The organism is Subdoligranulum variabile (genome assembly GCF_025152575.1).
GTDB classification, from domain to species: Bacteria; Bacillota; Clostridia; order Oscillospirales; family Ruminococcaceae; genus Gemmiger; species Gemmiger variabilis.
The window spans coordinates 1,636,403-1,653,521 of sequence record NZ_CP102293.1 but is presented as its reverse complement, the minus strand read 5'-3'; the positions used below and the strand labels follow the sequence as shown (position 1 = coordinate 1,653,521).

Below are 17,119 nucleotides of genomic sequence, written 5' to 3'. Positions count from 1 at the left end.
CCCAAAGGTATGCCCCCCTTGCCCGCAGCGTTCCGGTACTTATGTTTGGCATTTCTTCGGTTCCTTCTTTGCAAAGAAGATCTTCCCCCGCTGCCGCGCAAAGGCGTGGAACCCTTTCTCCCCCGTCCGCAGCGTTCCGGTACCCATGTTTGGAGTTTCTTCGGTTCCTTCTTTGCAAAGAAGGAACCAAACATTCCGTATATTTCCAGCCGGTTATCCACTGTGTAAAGGGGTTATCCACGTTGAAATTGTGGAAAACTCTGTGGAAAGGGTGGAAAACTCCCCGGTTTTTTCTGTTGAAAATGTGGAAAACCCGGTGGAAAGCCCTGTCCGGCGGGTTTTGGGGGAAAAGTTTTCCACAAGGCTCTCGTGGAGGCGGGGCGGGCTGCTTGACAAGGGTCCGGGATACGTGTACAATAAGAACAATCCAAACTTGTGCAAAGGAGTGACTGTTGTATGAAGCACATTCAGACTCTCGAAACCCGCGATATGGTCAAGAGCCTCCAGAACGGCGGCTGCGGCGAATGCCAGACCTCCTGCCAGAGCGCCTGCAAGACCAGCTGCGGCATCGCGAACCAGCCCTGCGAGAAGGCTGAGGACTGATTTTTCACCCATCTGGCAATCGTGCCGGGCAGCCCGTGCGGCGCCCGGCATTTTCTATGGTTATTTTACAAGGAGTTTTTCCATGATCCATCAGTACAAACTGGGCGGGTACAACATCGTGCTGGACGTGTTCAGCGGCAGCGTGCACGCCGTGGACGACGTGGCCTATGACGCCATCGCCCTCATCGACGGGGGCAAGACCCGGGAGGAAGCCGCCGACGCCCTGGCGAAGAAGTACGCAGGCCGTGACGACGTGACCGCCGGCGACATTCAGGACTGCCTGGACGACATCGACGAGCTGACGAAGGAGGGCAAGCTGTTTGCCCCCGACGCCTACGCCGACCATGCCTTTGACTTCAAGAACCGTTCCAACGTGGTGAAGGCGCTCTGCCTGCACGTGGCGCACACCTGCAACCTGAACTGCAGCTACTGTTTTGCGGCCCAGGGCAAGTTCCACGGCGAGGCGGGGCTGATGAGCTTTGAAACCGGCAAGCAGGCGCTGGATTTCCTGGTCGCCCATTCGGGCACCCGGCGCAACCTGGAAGTGGACTTTTTCGGCGGCGAACCGCTGATGAACTTTGAGGTATGCAAGCAGCTGGTGGCCTACGCCCGCAGCATCGAGAAGGCGGCGGGCAAGAATTTCCGGTTCACCCTGACCACCAACGGCATCGGCCTCACCGACGAGGTCATCCAGTGGGCCAACCAGGAGTGCTACAACGTGGTGCTCTCGCTGGACGGCCGCAAGGAGGTCAACGACCGGTTCCGTGTGGACCTGGCGGGCAACGGCAGCTATGACCGCATCGTGCCGAAGTTCCAGAAGCTGGTCAAGGCCCGCGGCGGCAAAGGCTACTACATGCGGGGCACTTTTACGCATCACAACGTGGATTTCACCAACGATCTGTTCCACATGGCGGACGATCTGGGCTTCACGGAACTGTCCATGGAGCCGGTGGTGGCCCCCGCCGATTCCCCCGAAGCCCTCACCGAGGAGGACCTGCCCAAGCTGTTCGACCAGTACGAGCTGCTGGCCAAGGACATGCTCCGCCGCCAGAAGGCGGGCAAGCCCATCACCTTCTATCACTACATTCTGGACCTGAAGCACGGCCCCTGCATCTACAAGCGGATCTCGGGCTGCGGGTCTGGCACCGAGTACATGGCGGTGACGCCCTGGGGCGATCTGTATCCCTGCCACCAGTTCGTGGGTGACCCGGACTACAAGCTGGGCAACGTGTGGGACGGCGTGACCAACACCGCCCTGCGGGATGAGTTCAAGCTCTGCAACGTCTACGCCCGCCCCGACTGCAAGGATTGCTGGGCGCGGCTGTACTGCGCGGGCGGCTGCGCGGCCAACGCCCTGCACGCCACCGGCGATATCCACGGCACCTACGAGTACGGATGCAAGGTGTTCCGCAAGCGGATGGAGTGCGCCCTGATGATCCAGGTGGCCCAGCGCCTGGACCCGGAACTGGCCCGCAACGCCGTGCAGTATGAAAGCGACTGCGACGGCTGCGGCGAAACCAAAGACGGCTGCGAGTGACCTACTTTCTTTGCAAAGAAAGTAGGCAAAGAAACTCCAACCTTTTACCCATGAATGTGTACTCCCCCGCTGTTACAGGTCGGCACCGTGGGCTGTCCTTTTTGCGAGGAAGAGCCGAAAAAATCCCAACAAAAATATCCCGCAGGGAAAATCCCTGCGGGATATTTTTTATGAGAGTTCTTTTGGTTCTTTTCTTGCAAGAAAAGAACGGTCCCCTGTTCAGCTGAACATGACCACGTCGTCCTTGGGCTTTTCGCCGGGTTCGACTTTGAGGGCCGTCAGCACCGGGCCGGTGGAATCGGGGGTCTGGCCCTGGTAGATGGGATGGTACTTCACGTTGACCTTGGCGGTCAGGGTGATCCAGCTGCGCTGTTCCAGGTTCTTGTAGTCGTCGTACTTGCAGGGGAAGCCCACAAACTGGATGTCCTGCACGCAGCAGGTCATGGCGAACCGGCCGGGCACAAAGCTGTTCTTGCCCGCGCGGTTGGTCTGGCAGACCTGGGCCAGGAATTTCACCGTCTTACCGTCGTATTTCTTGGCGTCGTCCATGCAGTCCATATACCAGATGCCGAAGAATTCCTCGGGGATCTCGATGACCGGGGCGTTCACGTCGAAGGGCAGCGGGTCGGGGATGTCGTCGTAGGCCACGCTGCCGTCGGCGAACTCGTAGGCGATGTCGCAGCGGCGGCTGGCCTGGCGCACCAGCTTGTGGATGAGCTGGCGGCTCTCGTCGTCGTTGACATGCTCGGCGCGGTTCACCACCAGCAGCTCACTGCCCCGCAGCTTGTCCAGCAAGAGGGACCGCATGGCGTTGTCCCCCGCGTAGGTCTTGATGGTGGTGCCGTCCGCCGTGGCCAGGCACTGATACACCAGCCAGTTGTCCGGCAGGGCGTCGTACAGGTCCTGGATCAGCCACATGCCGTTGTACTCGATGATGACACGGCCGCAGCCGGATTTTTTCTCCAGCGCTTCCAGGTTTTCTTTGTTCAGCTCGCTCTTGTCCTCCAGCTGGGCCACATGCACCCCGCCGAAAGCGAAGCGGTCGGGATCGTACTCTTCCTCGCCCTCCTCGCAGACCAGCAGCAGCGTCTTGTCGCCGGAATCGAACTGGGGGTCCTCCATCGTCTCCTGGATGAACTTGGTCTTGCCGCTCTCCAGCTGGCCTACAAACAGGTAGACCGGAATCTGTCTTGCCATAGTAGTATCCTTTCTGTTGAAACCGTCACCGCCGGCGGACATGCGCCGACGGCGGCGACACCGACAGGGAAATTTTGCTCAAAATTGTGTGCGAGGAGCCCGCGACGAGTGCGCGGTTTTGGGCAAAATTTTGTCGAGGGCTGTGAAGACGCGCGCTGCCTGCGGCAGAATTAGCGCGGCGGAACAGGGGCCGCGGTCGCAGAGTGCAAACGCCGCCCCAAGGCGTGCTGCACGATGCGGGCACCGCAACCCGTATATCCAAAGGGGGGAATAGGCCCGTCAGGCGGCAACCTGCGGGACTGTTCCCCTCTTTGAGGGCTTAAAGGCCAAACAGTTCTGCAATAGCGCCCTCTTGCAGTTTGGAGCCGATGACGCAGAGCTTGCCGGTGACGTCGGGGGTGCTGGGACGGATCTCGTGCTCGCCGGGGACCATGTCGAACTCCAGCCAGCCGTCGGCGCCGCCGTCCACGATGCCCTTGGCCCGCAGGATCATGCCGTAATCGCCGCCGTCCAGCTTGGTGAGGGCCTCGTCCAGCACCGCGCGGCTGAACTTGTGGGCCGTCTCCCGGCCCCAGCTGGTGAATACCTCGTCGGCGTCGTGGTCGTGGTGATGATGCCCGCAGCTGCAGACGCCGTGCTCGTCGTAGTGGTGCTCGTGATGGTCATGATCGTGATGATGGCAGCACTCGCCCTCCTCATGGTCATGATCGTGATGGTGGCAGCACTCATGCTCCTCATCCTCGTCATGATGGTGGTGGCAGCACTCATGCTCCTCATCCTCGTCATGATGGTGGTGGCAGCATTCGTGCTCCTCGTCCTCGTCATGATGATGGTGGTGGCAGCACTCGTGCTCCTCGTCCTCGTCATGATGATGGTGGCAGCACTCGTGCTCCTCGTCCTCGTCATGATGATGGTGGCAGCACTCATGCTCCTCGCCGTCCTCATGGTGGTGATGGTGGTGATGCTCCTCCTCGCCGGCATGGGCCTCGTTGGCGGCCCGGGCCTGGTCCAGCAGCTCGGCCACCAGGTCGCGCTTGCCGTCCATGACCGAGACGATCTGGGCGCCGGACAGGGCGGTCCAGTCGGTGGTGACGATGGTGGCGGTGGGGTTCTTCTCGGTGAGCAGGGCCACGGCGTCGGCGATCTTCTTTTCGCTGGCGTTGCCGGTGCGGCTGAGGATGATGCAGGAAGCATGGCTGACCTGGTCATCGTAGAACTCGCCGAAGTTCTTCATATACATCTTGACCTTGTTCACATCGGCCACGGTGACAAAGCTGTTGAGGATGACGGGCAGGGTCTCGGCCACGCCTTCCACGGCGCGGGTCACGTCGGACAGCTTGCCCACGCCGGAGGGCTCGATGAGGATGCGGTCGGGGTGGTAGGTCTCGACGACCTTTTTCAGGGCCTCCCGGAAGTCGCCCACCAGGGAGCAGCAGATGCAGCCGGAGTTCAGTTCGTTGACCTGGATGCCGGCCTCCCGCATGAAGCCGCCGTCAATGCCGATCTCGCCGAATTCGTTTTCGATCAGGACGATGCGCTCCCCGGCGAAGCACTCCTGGATCAGTTTCTTGATGAGCGTGGTCTTGCCTGCGCCCAGAAAGCCGGAAAAAATATCAATTTTGGTCTTATTCTCTGCCATGATGGCACCTCTGTTTCGCTGAATTGGTTGGTTCTGGCAGTCGTAAACACTAACTGCTAATACCATTATACCAAACGCGTCAAGAGGTTTCGGGGCATTTTGGTCCCGGTTTTTTGAACTTTTTGCAAATATTATGGTCTGCTTGACCTTTTTATAAAACGTGGTATGATGAAGGCAAGCATTTTACGAGGGAGTGTTGAACGTTGACGACGAATGAAAAGATCGCCGCGCTGCGTGCCGCCGCGAAGGCTGCGGGCGCAGACGCCGTATTGTTGATGACCAGCGACCCGCACTGCAGCGAGTATCTGCCGGACTATTACAATGCCCTGCCCTGGTTTTCGGGGTTCACGGGGGAGAATTCCACCCTGGTGGTGACCCAGGAGGGTTCGGCCCTGTGGTGTGACGGCCGCTTTTATGTGCAGGCGGACAAGCAGCTGGCGGGCACCGAGATTGCGTGCATGCACGCCGGTTCGGCGGGGGTGCCCACGGTGGCGGAGTATCTGGCGGACCACGTAAAGGCGGGCCAGACGCTGCTGCTGGACGGCAGCTGTGTGCCGGCGAACCTGGCCCACGAGTACACCGAAGTGCTGGCGAAGAACGGTGCGGTTCTGAAGAGCCAGGACGTAGCCAGTGCCATCTGGGATGCCTCCGGCGAGCGTCCGGCGCTGCCGGACACCCCCTGTGAGCTGCTGACTCCGGCCCAGACCGGCGCCACGGCGGGCGAGCGCATCGCCATGGTGCGCGCCGAGCTGGCCAAGGCCGGTGCCACGGCGCTGGCCGTGACGGGTCTGGACTGTGTGGGCTGGCTGCTGAACCTGCGGGCGCGGGATCTGCCCTGCACGCCGCTGGCGGTGGCCTACGCCCTGGTGACCTCCCAGGACTGCACGCTGTTTGTGGCGCCGGGCCGGCTGTCTGACGCCGACGCCGCCACCCTGGCCCAGAGTGGTGTGGCCATCCGGGGTTACGGCGATCTGCTGGACGCGGTGAGCAAGGTGGATGCCGGCGAGGTCTTCCTGGTGGACGAGAAGGCCACCAACTACGACCTGTACACGGCGCTGTCCGCCTACAAGACGGTGGCGGGCGCCGACCCCATCTTTGCGCTGAAGGGCGTGAAGAACGAGGTGGAGCTGAAGAACATCCGGGAATGCCACATCCGGGACGGCGTGGCGGTGGTCCGGTTTGAGATGGACCTGGAGAAAGCCCTGGCCGAGGGCCGGGAGCTCTACGAGACCGACATTGAGAAGATGCTGCAGAAGCGCCGTGCGGAGCAGCCGGGCTATCTGGAGGACAGCTTCTCCACCATTGCAGCCTGGGGTCCCAACGCGGCGATGATGCACTACCATGCCGAGGGCGAGGTCAACAGCAAGATCCAGCGGCGGGGCTTCCTGCTGGTGGACAACGGCGGCCAGTACGACTGCGGCACCACCGACATCACCCGGACCTATCCGGTGGGCCCGCTGACCGAGGACGAGCGCAAGTATTACACCTGGGTGCTGCAGAGCCACATCGACATGGCCCGGGCGGTGTTCCTGGATTACTGCACGGGGTTTGCCCTGGACACCTTTGCCCGGGGTCCGGTCTGGGCGCACAAGGTGAACTACCGCTGCGGCACCGGCCACGGCGTGGGCTTTATTTCCGGTGTGCATGAGGGCCCCCAGAGCCTGCGGCCCAACAATCCGGTGGTCTTCAAGCCGGGCATGACCATCACCGACGAGCCGGGCATCTATGAGACCGACGAGGTGGGCATCCGCATCGAGAATGAGCTGGAGTGCATCGACCTGGGCGACAACCAGTACGGACACTGGTTGGGATTCACGCCGCTGACGGTGGTGCCCATCGACACCACGCCGGTATTGGTGGATGAGCTGTCCCGGGTGCAGATCGACTGGCTGAACGCCTTCCACAAGCATGTCTATGAGACGCTGGCCCCCCGCCTGAACGACGAGGAAAAGACTTGGCTGGCCAACAAGTGCGCGCCCATCGGGCGGTAAGCGCTTTCTGTTCTTTTCTTGCAAGAAAAGAACCAAAAGAACTCTAATCAAAAATCCCCCGCAGGGAAATTCCCTGCGGGGGATTTTTAGTGGGAGTTTCTTCGGTTCCTTCTTTGCAAAGAAGGAACAAAAACACTTATACCCGCTTGTACAGGATGGGCTCGTCGTAGCCGAAGGTGCGTTTGCCGTTGACTTCCATGCTCTCGGAAACTTCCAGCACCTCGGGGCTGAACCGCTCAAACAGGGTGAACTTCAGCACCGGGCTGAACATCGACACGCTGCCGCCCTCCCAGACGCCGTCCTTCTCCTTGTACAGCGCCGGGGTGAACTTCGCCGACGGCTTCAGGTCGGCGTAGGCCACCGGCTTCATATTCTCGTAGGTGAAGCTGTCCTTGTCGTAGCCTGCCGGCAGATCGTAGCTGGTCAGCAGCACGCCGTCCGCCTGCTCGGTGAACAGGAACAGATGGGGCGCCGCGTGGGTGGAGCCATTGGCCGTGAAATAGCTCTCCTCCACCATGAACACCCCCGCAAAATCCGCCGGCAATCCGGTGATCTTGTCGTTGCAGGCGGTGTTCACATGCTCCGCATAGGGGAAGTTCTCCGCCTTCTTGGCCTCGTACTGGTCCTTGTTGTTGAAATGTCCGGTCAGGATCTCCATAAATGCATTCAGCTTGCTCATCGCTTATACCCCTTTCTGAGGTGGGCCCGCCGCAGCGGGCGTGGATTCTTGCTGCTGTCTCGCGGCCTCTCCGCTTGACAATGTCAAGTATAGCCCAATCAGTTGACTAAGTCAAGTACCAAAATTCCAAACTTTCTGTGAACAAAAAAGGCAGGACCGCAAGGTCCTGCCGGGATTCAGTGGCTGGAAAGTTTCAGCGTACCGTTTTCGTATTCTTCCTGGGTACAGGGCATGCAGCGGTCCACCTGCCAGATGCCGTCCCGCCAGATGGCCTGGATGGTCATGTAGTCGGTGCCGGACTCGGTCTGGCCGCTGGTGCGGTTGGTGCCGGTCCACTGGCCGGCGGCGTTCAGGGTGACCTTGTGGTCCCCGTAGGCCAGCCCCGCGGTGGTAAAGGTCATGTCGGACTGGTCCAGATTGTAGGCCACGGCGTCGTAGGCGCCCATGGTGATGGACCCTTCCCAGCTCTGGTCGTTGAGGTCGGTGGAGAAGCGCAGGTCCTCCACCTGGCGGGAGTTGAAGGCCTGCAGCTGGGAGCGGTAGTACACCGACAGCATGGCGTCCAGGTAGGCCTGGTCGGGGTCGTTGTAGCCCTCCTCGTCGCAGACCGAGAGGGTGCCGAAGGAGGCCGAGGGATTGCTGGGTTTGGAGACCAGGGCCAGGGAGGTCTGCCAGCCGTCGCCGCTGGGCAGGATGGCCCGCAGCAGGATGTCGGTCCGGGTGAGGGCGGCACGGTCGATGTAGACCCGGCCGTCGGCGCCCACACCGTACGGGATGGACTTGCCGTCAAGGGTGAGGGTCATATCCTTCACCGCCGTGAGATTTTCCAGATACAGCCGGTCGTCTTCCTCCAGATTCAGCGTTCCCTGGGAGGTCTCCGCCGTGACGGGCAGGTTCTGCACCGGGGCATCGGCGGGCTGGGCGGGGCGGCCGAACATCCCGAAAGCCGCCACCCAGAGCACCGCCGCCAGCACCACCAGCATGAGGACCACCACCACGATGGTCGCGGTACGCTTGCGCCGGACAAAGGATTCCGGCGGCCAGCCGGCAGAGGCCTGGGGCGGCGTGTCAGAGAGGGGCGCACCGCACCTCGAACAGAATTTTTCGCCGGGCCGCAGGCTGACGGCCCCGCACTTGGGACAGCGTTTCATGGCAGATGCTCCTTTCTTTGCCCGGGGCCTCAGCTCTCGGCCACAGCCACCAGGTATTTGTAGATCTGGGGTTTGTATTCCTCATACAGGCCCAGATGTTCGTACAGGTCCTTGTAGTAGTTGAACAGCGCCGCCCGGGTGGTGACGATATTCACCGGGTTCAGCACGGTATGCACGGCGCTGCCGGGAGTGTTGTAGTAGTTGTAGATGGGGGTGGAGAGGGCGTAGAACTTCTCGGCATAGCGGATGTAGCTGAGGTTGAAATAGAGGTCCTCCGACCAGTCCAGCTCCTCGGCGCAGAGGATGTCGTCGTGGGCGCGGACGATGTCCGCCCGGTAGAGTTTGTTCCACATGACGCCGTAGTAGAAGCTGGCCGGCTCCTGCATAAGGCCCGCCGCGAACTGTTCCTTGTTCATGGGACCTTCCAGCAGGAAGCCGAAGGTCTGCACCTTGTCGGGGCGGGGCGGCCGGGGACGGCGGGCTTCCGCCTCCTCGCTGCGGGGGCGGGGCGGCGTGATGCGGTTGTAGTGGGCAATGACCAGGTCGGCGTCGAACCGGGTGGCCCGGTCCACCAGCAGTTCGGTGGCGTTGGGCAGGATGGTGTCGTCGGCGTCCACGAACTGGAGATACGCCCCTTTGGCGAACTGCAGCCCCAGGTTGCGGGTGGCGGCCACCCCGCTGTTGGCCTTGTCGATGAGGACGATGCGTTTGTCCACCCCGGCGTACATCTGGCAGACCTGCAGACTCACGTCCTGGCTGCCGTCGTTGAGCAGCAGGATCTCGAGATTTTCATAGGTCTGGCGGCGGATACTCTCGACACAGCGCGCAATATGGTTCTGGGCGTTGTAGATCGGCACGATGATGCTGACCAGCGGCTGATGCTCCGGCACGGCTGCATTCCCCCTTCACTCTGTCTAGTATCACAATACCATAAATTCACGCCGCTGACAATGGAAAATGCTGCCGCACTGTGGTAAAATAACAGACAGTGATTGAATTTTACAAAACACGAGGTACGACCCATGAAAGAATCCATTGTGCGCCTGCGGGCGCTGGAAAAGCAGCTGTATGCCTACCGGTATGCGCTGAACGCCATTGACTTTGACGCCGAGACGGTGGCCCCGGAGGGGGGCGCCGACGGCCGGGCGGAGGCCTGCGAGGTGCTGAGCCGGGCCAGTTTTGACCTGCTGGTGAACGAGGACACCGCGGCGCTGCTGCGCCAGGCGGCGGCGGACGCGGAGGACGAGCAGCAGGCCGCCGAGGTGCGGGAACTGCAGCGGCAGTACGACGAGATCGCCAAGATCCCCGCCGCGGAGTATGCGGCCTTCACCAAGCTGGTGCAGCAGAGCATCCCGGTGTGGACCAAGGCCAAGCGGACCAACGACTTTGCGCTGTTCGCCCCCTATCTGGAAAAAATCGTGGAAGCCCGCCGGGCCCAGGCGAAGTATTTTGCCCCCGACCGGGACCCCTACGAGGTATGGCTGGACCGGTACGAGCGGGGGCTGACCATCGCCCAGTGCGATGAATTTTTCGCCACGCTGCGGGCCACCATCGTGCCGCTGCTGGCGGCCATCCGGGACCACGGCGCGGCCATCCGCACGGATTTTCTCGACCAGGACTGGCCGCTGGACGCCCAGAAGCTGGTCTCCCAAAAGATCATGGAACTGTGGGGGCTGGAGCCGGAGCACTGCCTGCTGGCGGAGAGCGAGCATCCCTTCACCACGGAATTCTGGCGGGGGGATGTGCGCATCACCACCCATTACATGCCCCGGGACATGTTCTCCAACCTGTACAGCGTGGCCCACGAGGGCGGCCATGCCCTGTATGAGCGGCACATCGCGCCGGAACTGGACTACACGGCCATCACGGGCGGCGCCACCATGGGCCTGCACGAGAGCCAGAGCCGCCTGTTTGAGAACTACGTAGGCCGGAGCCGGGCCTTTGTGCACTGCCTCTACCCCACCCTGCGGGAACTGTTCCCCACCCAGCTGGCGGACGTCACCGAGGAGGAGATCTGGCGGGCGGTGAACCGGGCGGAGCCGGGGCTGATCCGCACCGAGGCGGACGAGCTGACCTACGCGCTGCACATCATGGTGCGGTACGAGCTGGAGAAGGCGATGATCCAGGGCACCCTGGCGGTGCGGGATCTGCCGGCGGCGTGGAATGCCAAGTACAAGGAGTACCTGGGCCTGGACGTGCCGGACGACGGCCACGGCTGCCTGCAGGACATCCACTGGGCCATGGGCGACATGGGCTACTTCCCCAGCTACGCCCTGGGCAGCGCCTACGGGGCCCAGGCCATCGCCGACCTGAGCAAGACCATGGACCTGGACGCCCAGTGGGCCGAAGGCAACCTGCAGCCGCTGAAGGACGCTTTGTGCGACCGGCTGTGGCAGTACGGCAACCTGAAGGAACCGGCCTGGCTGGTGAAGAGCCTGTGCGGCGGCGACTTTGATCCCCACTATTTCACCGACTATCTCAAAGCCAAGTACACCGCGCTGTACCAGCTGTAAAGGAAAAGTTTACACTTTCTTCACAGCCGGGGCCTTGCAATTGGGGCAAGGCATAGTATACTATTATTATAGGAATTTGAAATTTTCGGGAGGTGTCCCATGGAACGTGCAGAGATTGCGATCATCGGCAGCGGGCCGGCGGGGGTATCGGCGGCCATCACGGCGAGCCTGCGGGGCAAGCCGGTGCTGCTCTTCGGCAGCAAGGACCTGAGCGACAAGATCGGCAAGGCCCATACCATCCGGAATTATCCGGGGCTGCCGGACATCAGCGGCGAGGCGCTGCGGGCGGCCTTTCAGCGGCATCTGGATGCCATGGGGGTGACGGTGACCGAAGCCCGGGTGAACGCCGTCTATGCCATGGGGGACTATTTTGCCATCCAGACGGCGAACGAGACCTACGAAGCCACGACGGTGATCCTGGCCACGGGGGTGGTGCAGGGCAAGCCGCTGCCCGGCGAGGAGGAGTTCCTGGGCCGGGGCGTGAGTTACTGTGCCACCTGTGACGCGCCGCTCTACCGGGGCAAGCGGGTGGCGGTGATCGGGTCCAGCCCGGCGGCCGAGCCGGAGGCCGCCTATATGGCGGAGGTCGCGGGGTCGGTGCTCTACCTGCCCCTCTACGACGGGGACCCGGACCTGCCCGCCTCGGTACAGGTGCTCCGGGAGAAGCCCACGGCGGTGACCGGCGAGGCCGTGGTGACGGCACTGCACACCGAAGCCGGGGAGTATCCGGTGGACGGGGTGTTCCTGCTGCGGGACGCCATGGCGCCCACCCAGCTGGTGCCGGGGCTGGAGGGATCCGGCGGGCACGTGGCGGTAAACGCGAAGATGCAGACCAATCTGCCGGGCTGTTTTGCCTGCGGCGACGCGGTGGGACTGCCCTATCAGTATGTGAAGGCGGCGGGAGAAGGCAACGTGGCGGCGCTGTCCGCCGTGGAGTACCTGGCCGCCCAGAAGCGCAACACAAAGGAGTAATGCAACATGGTACACGAAGTACACAAGAATGATCTGACCCAGGCCCAGGCCGCCGATGTGGCGGTGCTGGATTTCAACGCCACCTGGTGCAATCCCTGCCGGATGCTGGCTCCCGTATTGGAGGAAGCCAGCAACGACCTGGAGGGCAAGGCGCTGTTCTACGGCATCGACGTGGATGAGAACCTGGCCCTGGCCCAGCAGTTCGGCATTTCCAGCATTCCGGCGCTGGTGGTGCTGAAGAACGGCCAGCCGGTGGCCCGCCAGGTGGGCTTCATGCCCAAAGCCACCCTCATGCAGTGGCTGAGCACGGTGCTTTGATGCCTGTTTGTTCCTTCTTTGCAAAGAAGGAACCGAAGAAACTCTCACAAAAAATATCCCGCAGGGTGATCCCCTGCGGGATATTTTTATGGGGTTCCGGTCCCCCCTTGCAAACAGGAAACAGACAAACCAAAACAGGATGCGCCGGGGTGCGGTGGGAAATTTCCCGTTCCCGGTCGTGGCCCGCCCGCGAAGGCGGACGGGGTTTCAGAACGCGGAGACCGGATGAGCTTGCACCGCAGCCACGGGCGGGCCGGGTCGGTGAGCTTGCACCGCCGTGATAAATCAAATCGTCTCGGGCGACATCCCCAGACCTCCGGGGTTTCTTAAGGGGCCCGCAGGCCCCTTGAGCCGTGCCCCGCGCCTCGGAATGCGGCGCTTTTTGCCTGCGGGGCTATGCCCCGCAAGCGCGCCCGCAGAAAAAAGCGCGCTGCAAAAACCAACGCAACGCGTTGGTTCCCATATACACGGCCCCGGAACCGGGGCCATTGGGCGGGCTGCGCAACTTGCTGCTATTGCAGGTCGCTCAAAAAGGAACACAGAAAGGAAGCGCAAACCTTCCCGCCCCAACAAAAAAAAGGTCCCCTTGCGGGGACCTCCGTTTTACTTTCCGTAACTGGCCAGGAACTGTCTCGTCCGTTCCTCCTTGGGATGGTCGATGACCTCCTTGGCGGGGCCCTGTTCCACCACCACGCCGCCGTCCATGAAGAGGATGTGGTCCGCCACATCCCGGGCGAACTTCATCTCATGGGTGACGATGATCATGGTGGTCTTATGGGCCGCCAGGTCGCGGAGCACCCGCAGCACCTCGCCGGTGAGTTCCGGGTCGAGGGCCGAGGTCGGCTCGTCGAAGCAGAGAATATCGGGTTTCAGGGCCAGGGCGCGGGCGATGGCCACCCGCTGCTGCTGCCCGCCCGAGAGCTGGTGGGGATAATGCCCCGCCCTGTCGGACAGGCCCATGTCATCCAGCAGCTGCCGGGCGTGGGCCTCGATCTCGGCCAGAATTTCCTTCTTGTGCTGCTTGTAGTCGGGGCGTTCCTTGGCCAGCAACTGGCCCGCCAGCATGACGTTCTGCAGCGCCGTGTACTGGGGGAACAGGTTGAAGTTCTGGAACACCAGCCCGAAATGCAGCCGCTTCTTGCGGATGGCCGCCTCGCTCTGGGTGCGGGCGTCGGCGGCGCTCCACAGCGTCTCGCCCCCCACCGTGATGGACCCGGTGTCCGCCGTTTCCAGGAAATTCAGGCAGCGCAAAAGGGTGGTCTTGCCGGAACCCGACGACCCGATGATGGCGATGGCCTCGCCCTGGTCCAGCGTAAAGGAGATATCCCGCAGCACGGCGGTACTGCCGAAGCTCTTGCCGATGCCGGCCACTTCCAATAATGCCATAGCAGTCCCCTCCTCAGCGGAAATAGGCCAGCCGCTTTTCCAGCCAGCCGAAGAGCAGCGTCAGGGCGCCCACGAAGACCAGGAAGAAGATCGCCGTGGAGAAAAGCGGCCAGATCAGGCCCTTGGCGCTGTACTCCTTGGCCATCATGATGATGTCCTTGTTGGCGATGACGTTGGCCAGGGAGGTATCCTTGACCAGCGTGATGATCTCGTTGCCCATGGGGGGCAGGATGCGCTTGATGACCTGGAGCAGCGTGACCTTGAAGAAGATCTGGCTGCGGGTCATGCCCAGCACCTGCCCGGCCTCGGTCTGGCCCTTGGGGACCGCCTCGATGCCGCCGCGGTAGATCTCGGAAAAATAGCAGGCATAGTTGATGGCAAAGGCCACCACCGCCGCCACCAGACGGCCGCTGGACCCGGAAGGCCAGGGGCTGGTGAAGCCCAGCAGGCCGGGGCCCAGATAGATGACCAGGATCTGCAGCATCAGCGGGGTGCCGCGGATGATCCACACAAAGGTCTTGACCGCCCCGCGCAGGGGGGCGAACCGGTTCATCGAGCCGAAGGCCACCACCAGGCCCAGCGGCACCGCAAAGAGCAGCGTCAGCCCGAAGAGCTGGCAGTTGAGCCAGAACGCTTCGGTGAGGCGCCCCCAGATGACACCCGCCTCGCCCATCACTCGGCCAGGGTCAGGCCGTACTTGTCGGCCAGGGCCTGCATGGTGCCGTCGGCGCGCAGGGCGGCGAAGGCATCGTTCACAGCGGCAGCAGCGTCGCTGCCCTTGCGGAAGGCCACGCCGTACTCCTCGGCGTTGAGCTCATCCACGATCTCCAGGTCGGCGTAGTCGGTGCCCTCACCGATCATGGCGGAAGCCAGGGTCAGGTCCAGCACGGCGGCGTCGGCGGTGCCGGCGGCCACTTCCATCAGGCAGTCGGTCTGGACGCCCTTGCTGACGTAGTCGGCCTGGGAGAGGTTCTCGTCCTCCTGGATGGTGGTCTCACCGGCGGAACCGGCCTCGGCCACCACGGTCTTGCCCACCAGGTCGGCGGTGGAGGTGTAGCCGCTGCCCGTCTTCATGACGACCACCTGGGCGTTCTTGGCGTAGGCTTCGGTGCAGGAAGTGTTGGCCATGATGTCATCGGTGAGGGTCATGCCGTTCCAGATGCAGTCGATGCTCTTGGCGTCCAGCTCCACCACCTTGGTGTCCCAGTTGATCTCCACGAACTCCGGCTCCACGCCCAGCTGTTCGCAGACGGCGGTGGCCAGCTCGGTGTCAAAGCCCACGAACTCGCCGTTGTCGTCGGTGTAGTTCATGGGGGCGTAGACGGTGTAGCCGATGGTCATCTTGCCCTTGTCCTTGATGTACTGCAGGTCGCTCTCGCCGGTGGTTTCGGCCTCGGCGGCTTCCGAAGTGGAAGCGGCCTCGCTGGTGGAATCCGCCGTGGCAGCGGATTCGCTGGTGGCGGCGCTGGAGCCGCAGGCGGCCAGGCTGGCGGCCATACCGGCGGCCAGCAGTAAGCTGATGAGTTTTTTCATGATACTTCTCCTCCCTTGATTGGGTCCCGTTTTTCCGCACAGAATCTTCACTGTCCTAAAGCAGTAAAGTAACGGTATTGTTTAATACTACCGCAAAACCGTCGTTTGTGCAAGGGAAAACCGCAAAAAAAGGCAGAAACGGGCCGCTTTGCCCATTTCTGCCGGAAATTACAGCACTTTGCTGAGGAAATCGATGGTGCGGGGCTGCTGGGGATGGTTGATGACCTCGTCGGGGGTACCTTCCTCCACGATGTAGCCGCCCTCCATGAAGATGACCCGGCTGGCCACTTCCCGGGCGAAGCCGATCTCGTGGGTGACGACCACCATCGTCATGCCCTCGCTGGCCAGCTGCTTCATGACCTGGAGCACCTCGCCCACCATTTCAGGGTCGAGGGCCGAGGTAGGCTCGTCGAAGAGCATGATGTCGGGGTTCATGGCCAGGGCGCGGGCGATGGCCACCCGCTGTTTCTGGCCGCCGGACAGCTGGGCCGGATAGGCTTCGGCCTTGTCGGCCAGGCCCACCCGGGTGAGCAGCCGGAGGGCGTTTTCCTTGGCCTGGGCCTTGGTGGCCTTTTTCAGCTCGGTGGGGGCCAGCATCATGTTGCCCAGCACGTTCAGGTTGTTGAAGAGGTTGAAATGCTGGAACACCATGCCCACATTTTCGCGGACCTTGTTGATGTTGGTCTTTTTGTCGGTGAGGTCGTGCCCGTCCACGATGACCTCACCGCCGGTGATGTCCTCCAGACGGTTGAGGCAGCGCAGGAAGGTGGATTTGCCGGAGCCGGAGGGGCCCAGGATGACCACCACTTCCCCCTCGCAGATGTCGGCGGAGACGTCCTTGAGGACTTCCAGGTTGCCGAAGTTCTTCTTGAGGTGGGAGACATGGATCTTCACATTGTTTTTATTCACGGCCACGGTTGAGCCTCCTTTCCATCTGCTTGGCCAGCACCGACAGGATGGTGATGACGATGAGATACATAACGGCGACGATGGCCCAGACCTGGAAGGACATGAAGGAATTGGCCACCACGTTCTTGGCGGTGTTGACCAGCTCGGGGAAGCCGATGACCGACAGGATGGAGGTATCCTTCAGGGTGATGATGAACTGGTTGATGATGCTGGGGATCATGGTGCGGATGGCCTGGGGCAGCACCACGCGGACCATGGCCCGCCAGTAGGGCAGGCCGAGGCTGCGGGCGGCTTCCATCTGACCCTTGTCCACGCTCTCGATACCGGCGCGGATGATCTCGGCCATGTAGGCGCCGCAGTTCAGTGCCAGACAGACGGTGCCGGCCTGCAGAGCGGTGAGGGTCACCCCGCCGAAGCCCAGAATGGTGTTGAGCAGGTAGGGGATGCCGAAGTAGATGAAGTAGGCCAGCACGATCATGGGCACGCCGCGGATGGCGTCCACGAAGATGATGGAGACAATGTTGCACGCGCGGTTCTTGACCACACTGAGCAGGCCGAAGATCAGGCCCAGAATGCAGGCGAAGAACAGCCCGCAGAGCGCCAGCAGCAGCGTCTGGCCCATGGCGGTGAGCAGAAGACCGCCGTAGGTGGTGATGATCTGGATCAAGGGGCAGATCTCTCCTTTCGGGAA

At 62.2% G+C, this 17,119-nt stretch carries 16 protein-coding genes; 6 read left to right on the top strand and 10 right to left on the bottom strand.

Annotated features, from left to right (window positions below; all coding sequences use genetic code 11):
* Positions 1-456: 456 nt before the first annotated feature.
* A complete protein-coding gene (gene scfA, locus NQ490_RS07900) occupies positions 457-603 on the top strand; it encodes a six-cysteine ranthipeptide SCIFF (RefSeq protein WP_007047982.1) in 147 nt (48 codons plus the stop codon).
* An 82-nt stretch (positions 604-685) separates the two neighbouring features.
* Positions 686-2,140: a thioether cross-link-forming SCIFF peptide maturase gene (gene scfB, locus NQ490_RS07895; protein ID WP_007047983.1), complete on the top strand. Its 1,455-nt coding sequence runs from the start codon at positions 686-688 to the stop codon at positions 2,138-2,140.
* A gap of 219 nt (positions 2,141-2,359) precedes the next feature.
* Here scfB and NQ490_RS07890 read toward each other — a convergent pair whose 3' ends face one another.
* Together NQ490_RS07890 and NQ490_RS07885 are read right to left on the bottom strand one after the other, a co-directional pair.
* On the bottom strand, positions 2,360-3,337 hold the full coding sequence (locus tag NQ490_RS07890) for a TIGR03943 family putative permease subunit (protein WP_040918404.1): 978 nt from the start codon (positions 3,335-3,337) through the stop codon (positions 2,360-2,362).
* 319 nt (positions 3,338-3,656) lie between these two features.
* Positions 3,657-4,976 carry a CobW family GTP-binding protein gene (locus NQ490_RS07885; protein ID WP_040918406.1) on the bottom strand — a complete coding sequence of 440 codons (1,320 nt, stop codon included), beginning with the start codon at positions 4,974-4,976 and terminating at the stop codon, positions 3,657-3,659.
* A 203-nt stretch (positions 4,977-5,179) separates the two neighbouring features.
* Between NQ490_RS07885 and NQ490_RS07880 the strand changes: the two genes are divergently transcribed.
* On the top strand, positions 5,180-6,967 hold the full coding sequence (locus NQ490_RS07880) for an aminopeptidase P family protein (protein ID WP_007047988.1): 1,788 nt from the start codon (positions 5,180-5,182) through the stop codon (positions 6,965-6,967).
* Between the two features lie 136 nt (positions 6,968-7,103).
* On the opposite strand, the gene NQ490_RS07875 is transcribed toward NQ490_RS07880, so the two are convergent.
* From NQ490_RS07875 to NQ490_RS07865, 3 genes are all read right to left on the bottom strand, one after another.
* Positions 7,104-7,646 (bottom strand): hypothetical protein, encoded by a 543-nt coding sequence (locus tag NQ490_RS07875; protein WP_007047989.1) that lies wholly within the window; start codon positions 7,644-7,646, stop codon positions 7,104-7,106.
* 176 nt (positions 7,647-7,822) lie between these two features.
* Positions 7,823-8,797 carry a zinc ribbon domain-containing protein gene (locus NQ490_RS07870; RefSeq protein ID WP_007047990.1) on the bottom strand — a complete coding sequence of 325 codons (975 nt, stop codon included), beginning with the start codon at positions 8,795-8,797 and terminating at the stop codon, positions 7,823-7,825.
* Between the two features lie 29 nt (positions 8,798-8,826).
* Positions 8,827-9,687, bottom strand: a complete 861-nt coding sequence (locus tag NQ490_RS07865) for a glycosyltransferase (protein ID WP_007047991.1) — start codon at positions 9,685-9,687, stop codon at positions 8,827-8,829.
* Between the two features lie 132 nt (positions 9,688-9,819).
* Between NQ490_RS07865 and NQ490_RS07860 the strand changes: the two genes are divergently transcribed.
* From NQ490_RS07860 to trxA, 3 genes are all read left to right on the top strand, one after another.
* Positions 9,820-11,310: a carboxypeptidase M32 gene (locus tag NQ490_RS07860; RefSeq protein WP_007047992.1), complete on the top strand. Its 1,491-nt coding sequence runs from the start codon at positions 9,820-9,822 to the stop codon at positions 11,308-11,310.
* Between the two features lie 99 nt (positions 11,311-11,409).
* Positions 11,410-12,282, top strand: a complete 873-nt coding sequence (locus NQ490_RS07855) for an NAD(P)/FAD-dependent oxidoreductase (RefSeq protein WP_007047993.1) — start codon at positions 11,410-11,412, stop codon at positions 12,280-12,282.
* A 6-nt stretch (positions 12,283-12,288) separates the two neighbouring features.
* Positions 12,289-12,600, top strand: coding sequence for a thioredoxin (gene trxA / locus NQ490_RS07850; protein ID WP_007047994.1), 312 nt, complete (start codon positions 12,289-12,291; stop codon positions 12,598-12,600).
* 603 nt (positions 12,601-13,203) lie between these two features.
* Here trxA and NQ490_RS07845 read toward each other — a convergent pair.
* From NQ490_RS07845 to NQ490_RS07825, 5 genes are all read right to left on the bottom strand, one after another.
* Entirely contained in the window at positions 13,204-13,986 is a 783-nt protein-coding gene (locus NQ490_RS07845) for an amino acid ABC transporter ATP-binding protein (RefSeq protein ID WP_007047996.1), read from the bottom strand.
* Between the two features lie 13 nt (positions 13,987-13,999).
* Positions 14,000-14,659 carry an amino acid ABC transporter permease gene (locus NQ490_RS07840; protein ID WP_007047997.1) on the bottom strand — a complete coding sequence of 220 codons (660 nt, stop codon included), beginning with the start codon at positions 14,657-14,659 and terminating at the stop codon, positions 14,000-14,002.
* Complete coding sequence (locus NQ490_RS07835) at positions 14,659-15,519, bottom strand: transporter substrate-binding domain-containing protein (RefSeq protein ID WP_007047998.1); 861 nt, start codon at positions 15,517-15,519, stop codon at positions 14,659-14,661. Before NQ490_RS07835 ends, NQ490_RS07840 begins: the two co-directional genes overlap by 1 nt.
* A 168-nt stretch (positions 15,520-15,687) precedes the next feature.
* Positions 15,688-16,434: an amino acid ABC transporter ATP-binding protein gene (locus NQ490_RS07830; protein WP_007047999.1), complete on the bottom strand. Its 747-nt coding sequence runs from the start codon at positions 16,432-16,434 to the stop codon at positions 15,688-15,690.
* Positions 16,421-17,095, bottom strand: coding sequence for an amino acid ABC transporter permease (locus NQ490_RS07825; protein WP_007048000.1), 675 nt, complete (start codon positions 17,093-17,095; stop codon positions 16,421-16,423). The genes NQ490_RS07830 and NQ490_RS07825 overlap by 14 nt, the downstream gene beginning before the upstream one ends.
* Between the last annotated feature and the right edge of the window lie 24 nt (positions 17,096-17,119).

Bases quoted from the DNA above. Each gene is read 5' to 3' on its own strand.
- trxA (WP_007047994.1), top strand. From the start codon at position 12,289: ATGGTACACGAAGTACACAAGAATGATCTGACCCAGGCCCAGGCCGCC.
- NQ490_RS07870 (WP_007047990.1), bottom strand. From the start codon at position 8,797: ATGAAACGCTGTCCCAAGTGCGGGGCCGTCAGCCTGCGGCCCGGCGAA.
- NQ490_RS07845 (WP_007047996.1), bottom strand. From the start codon at position 13,986: ATGGCATTATTGGAAGTGGCCGGCATCGGCAAGAGCTTCGGCAGTACC.
- NQ490_RS07885 (WP_040918406.1), bottom strand. From the start codon at position 4,976: ATGGCAGAGAATAAGACCAAAATTGATATTTTTTCCGGCTTTCTGGGC.
- scfA (WP_007047982.1), top strand. From the start codon at position 457: ATGAAGCACATTCAGACTCTCGAAACCCGCGATATGGTCAAGAGCCTC.
- NQ490_RS07875 (WP_007047989.1), bottom strand. From the start codon at position 7,646: ATGAGCAAGCTGAATGCATTTATGGAGATCCTGACCGGACATTTCAAC.
- NQ490_RS07860 (WP_007047992.1), top strand. From the start codon at position 9,820: ATGAAAGAATCCATTGTGCGCCTGCGGGCGCTGGAAAAGCAGCTGTAT.
- scfB (WP_007047983.1), top strand. From the start codon at position 686: ATGATCCATCAGTACAAACTGGGCGGGTACAACATCGTGCTGGACGTG.
- NQ490_RS07890 (WP_040918404.1), bottom strand. From the start codon at position 3,337: ATGGCAAGACAGATTCCGGTCTACCTGTTTGTAGGCCAGCTGGAGAGC.
- NQ490_RS07840 (WP_007047997.1), bottom strand. From the start codon at position 14,659: ATGGGCGAGGCGGGTGTCATCTGGGGGCGCCTCACCGAAGCGTTCTGG.
- NQ490_RS07855 (WP_007047993.1), top strand. From the start codon at position 11,410: ATGGAACGTGCAGAGATTGCGATCATCGGCAGCGGGCCGGCGGGGGTA.
- NQ490_RS07835 (WP_007047998.1), bottom strand. From the start codon at position 15,519: ATGAAAAAACTCATCAGCTTACTGCTGGCCGCCGGTATGGCCGCCAGC.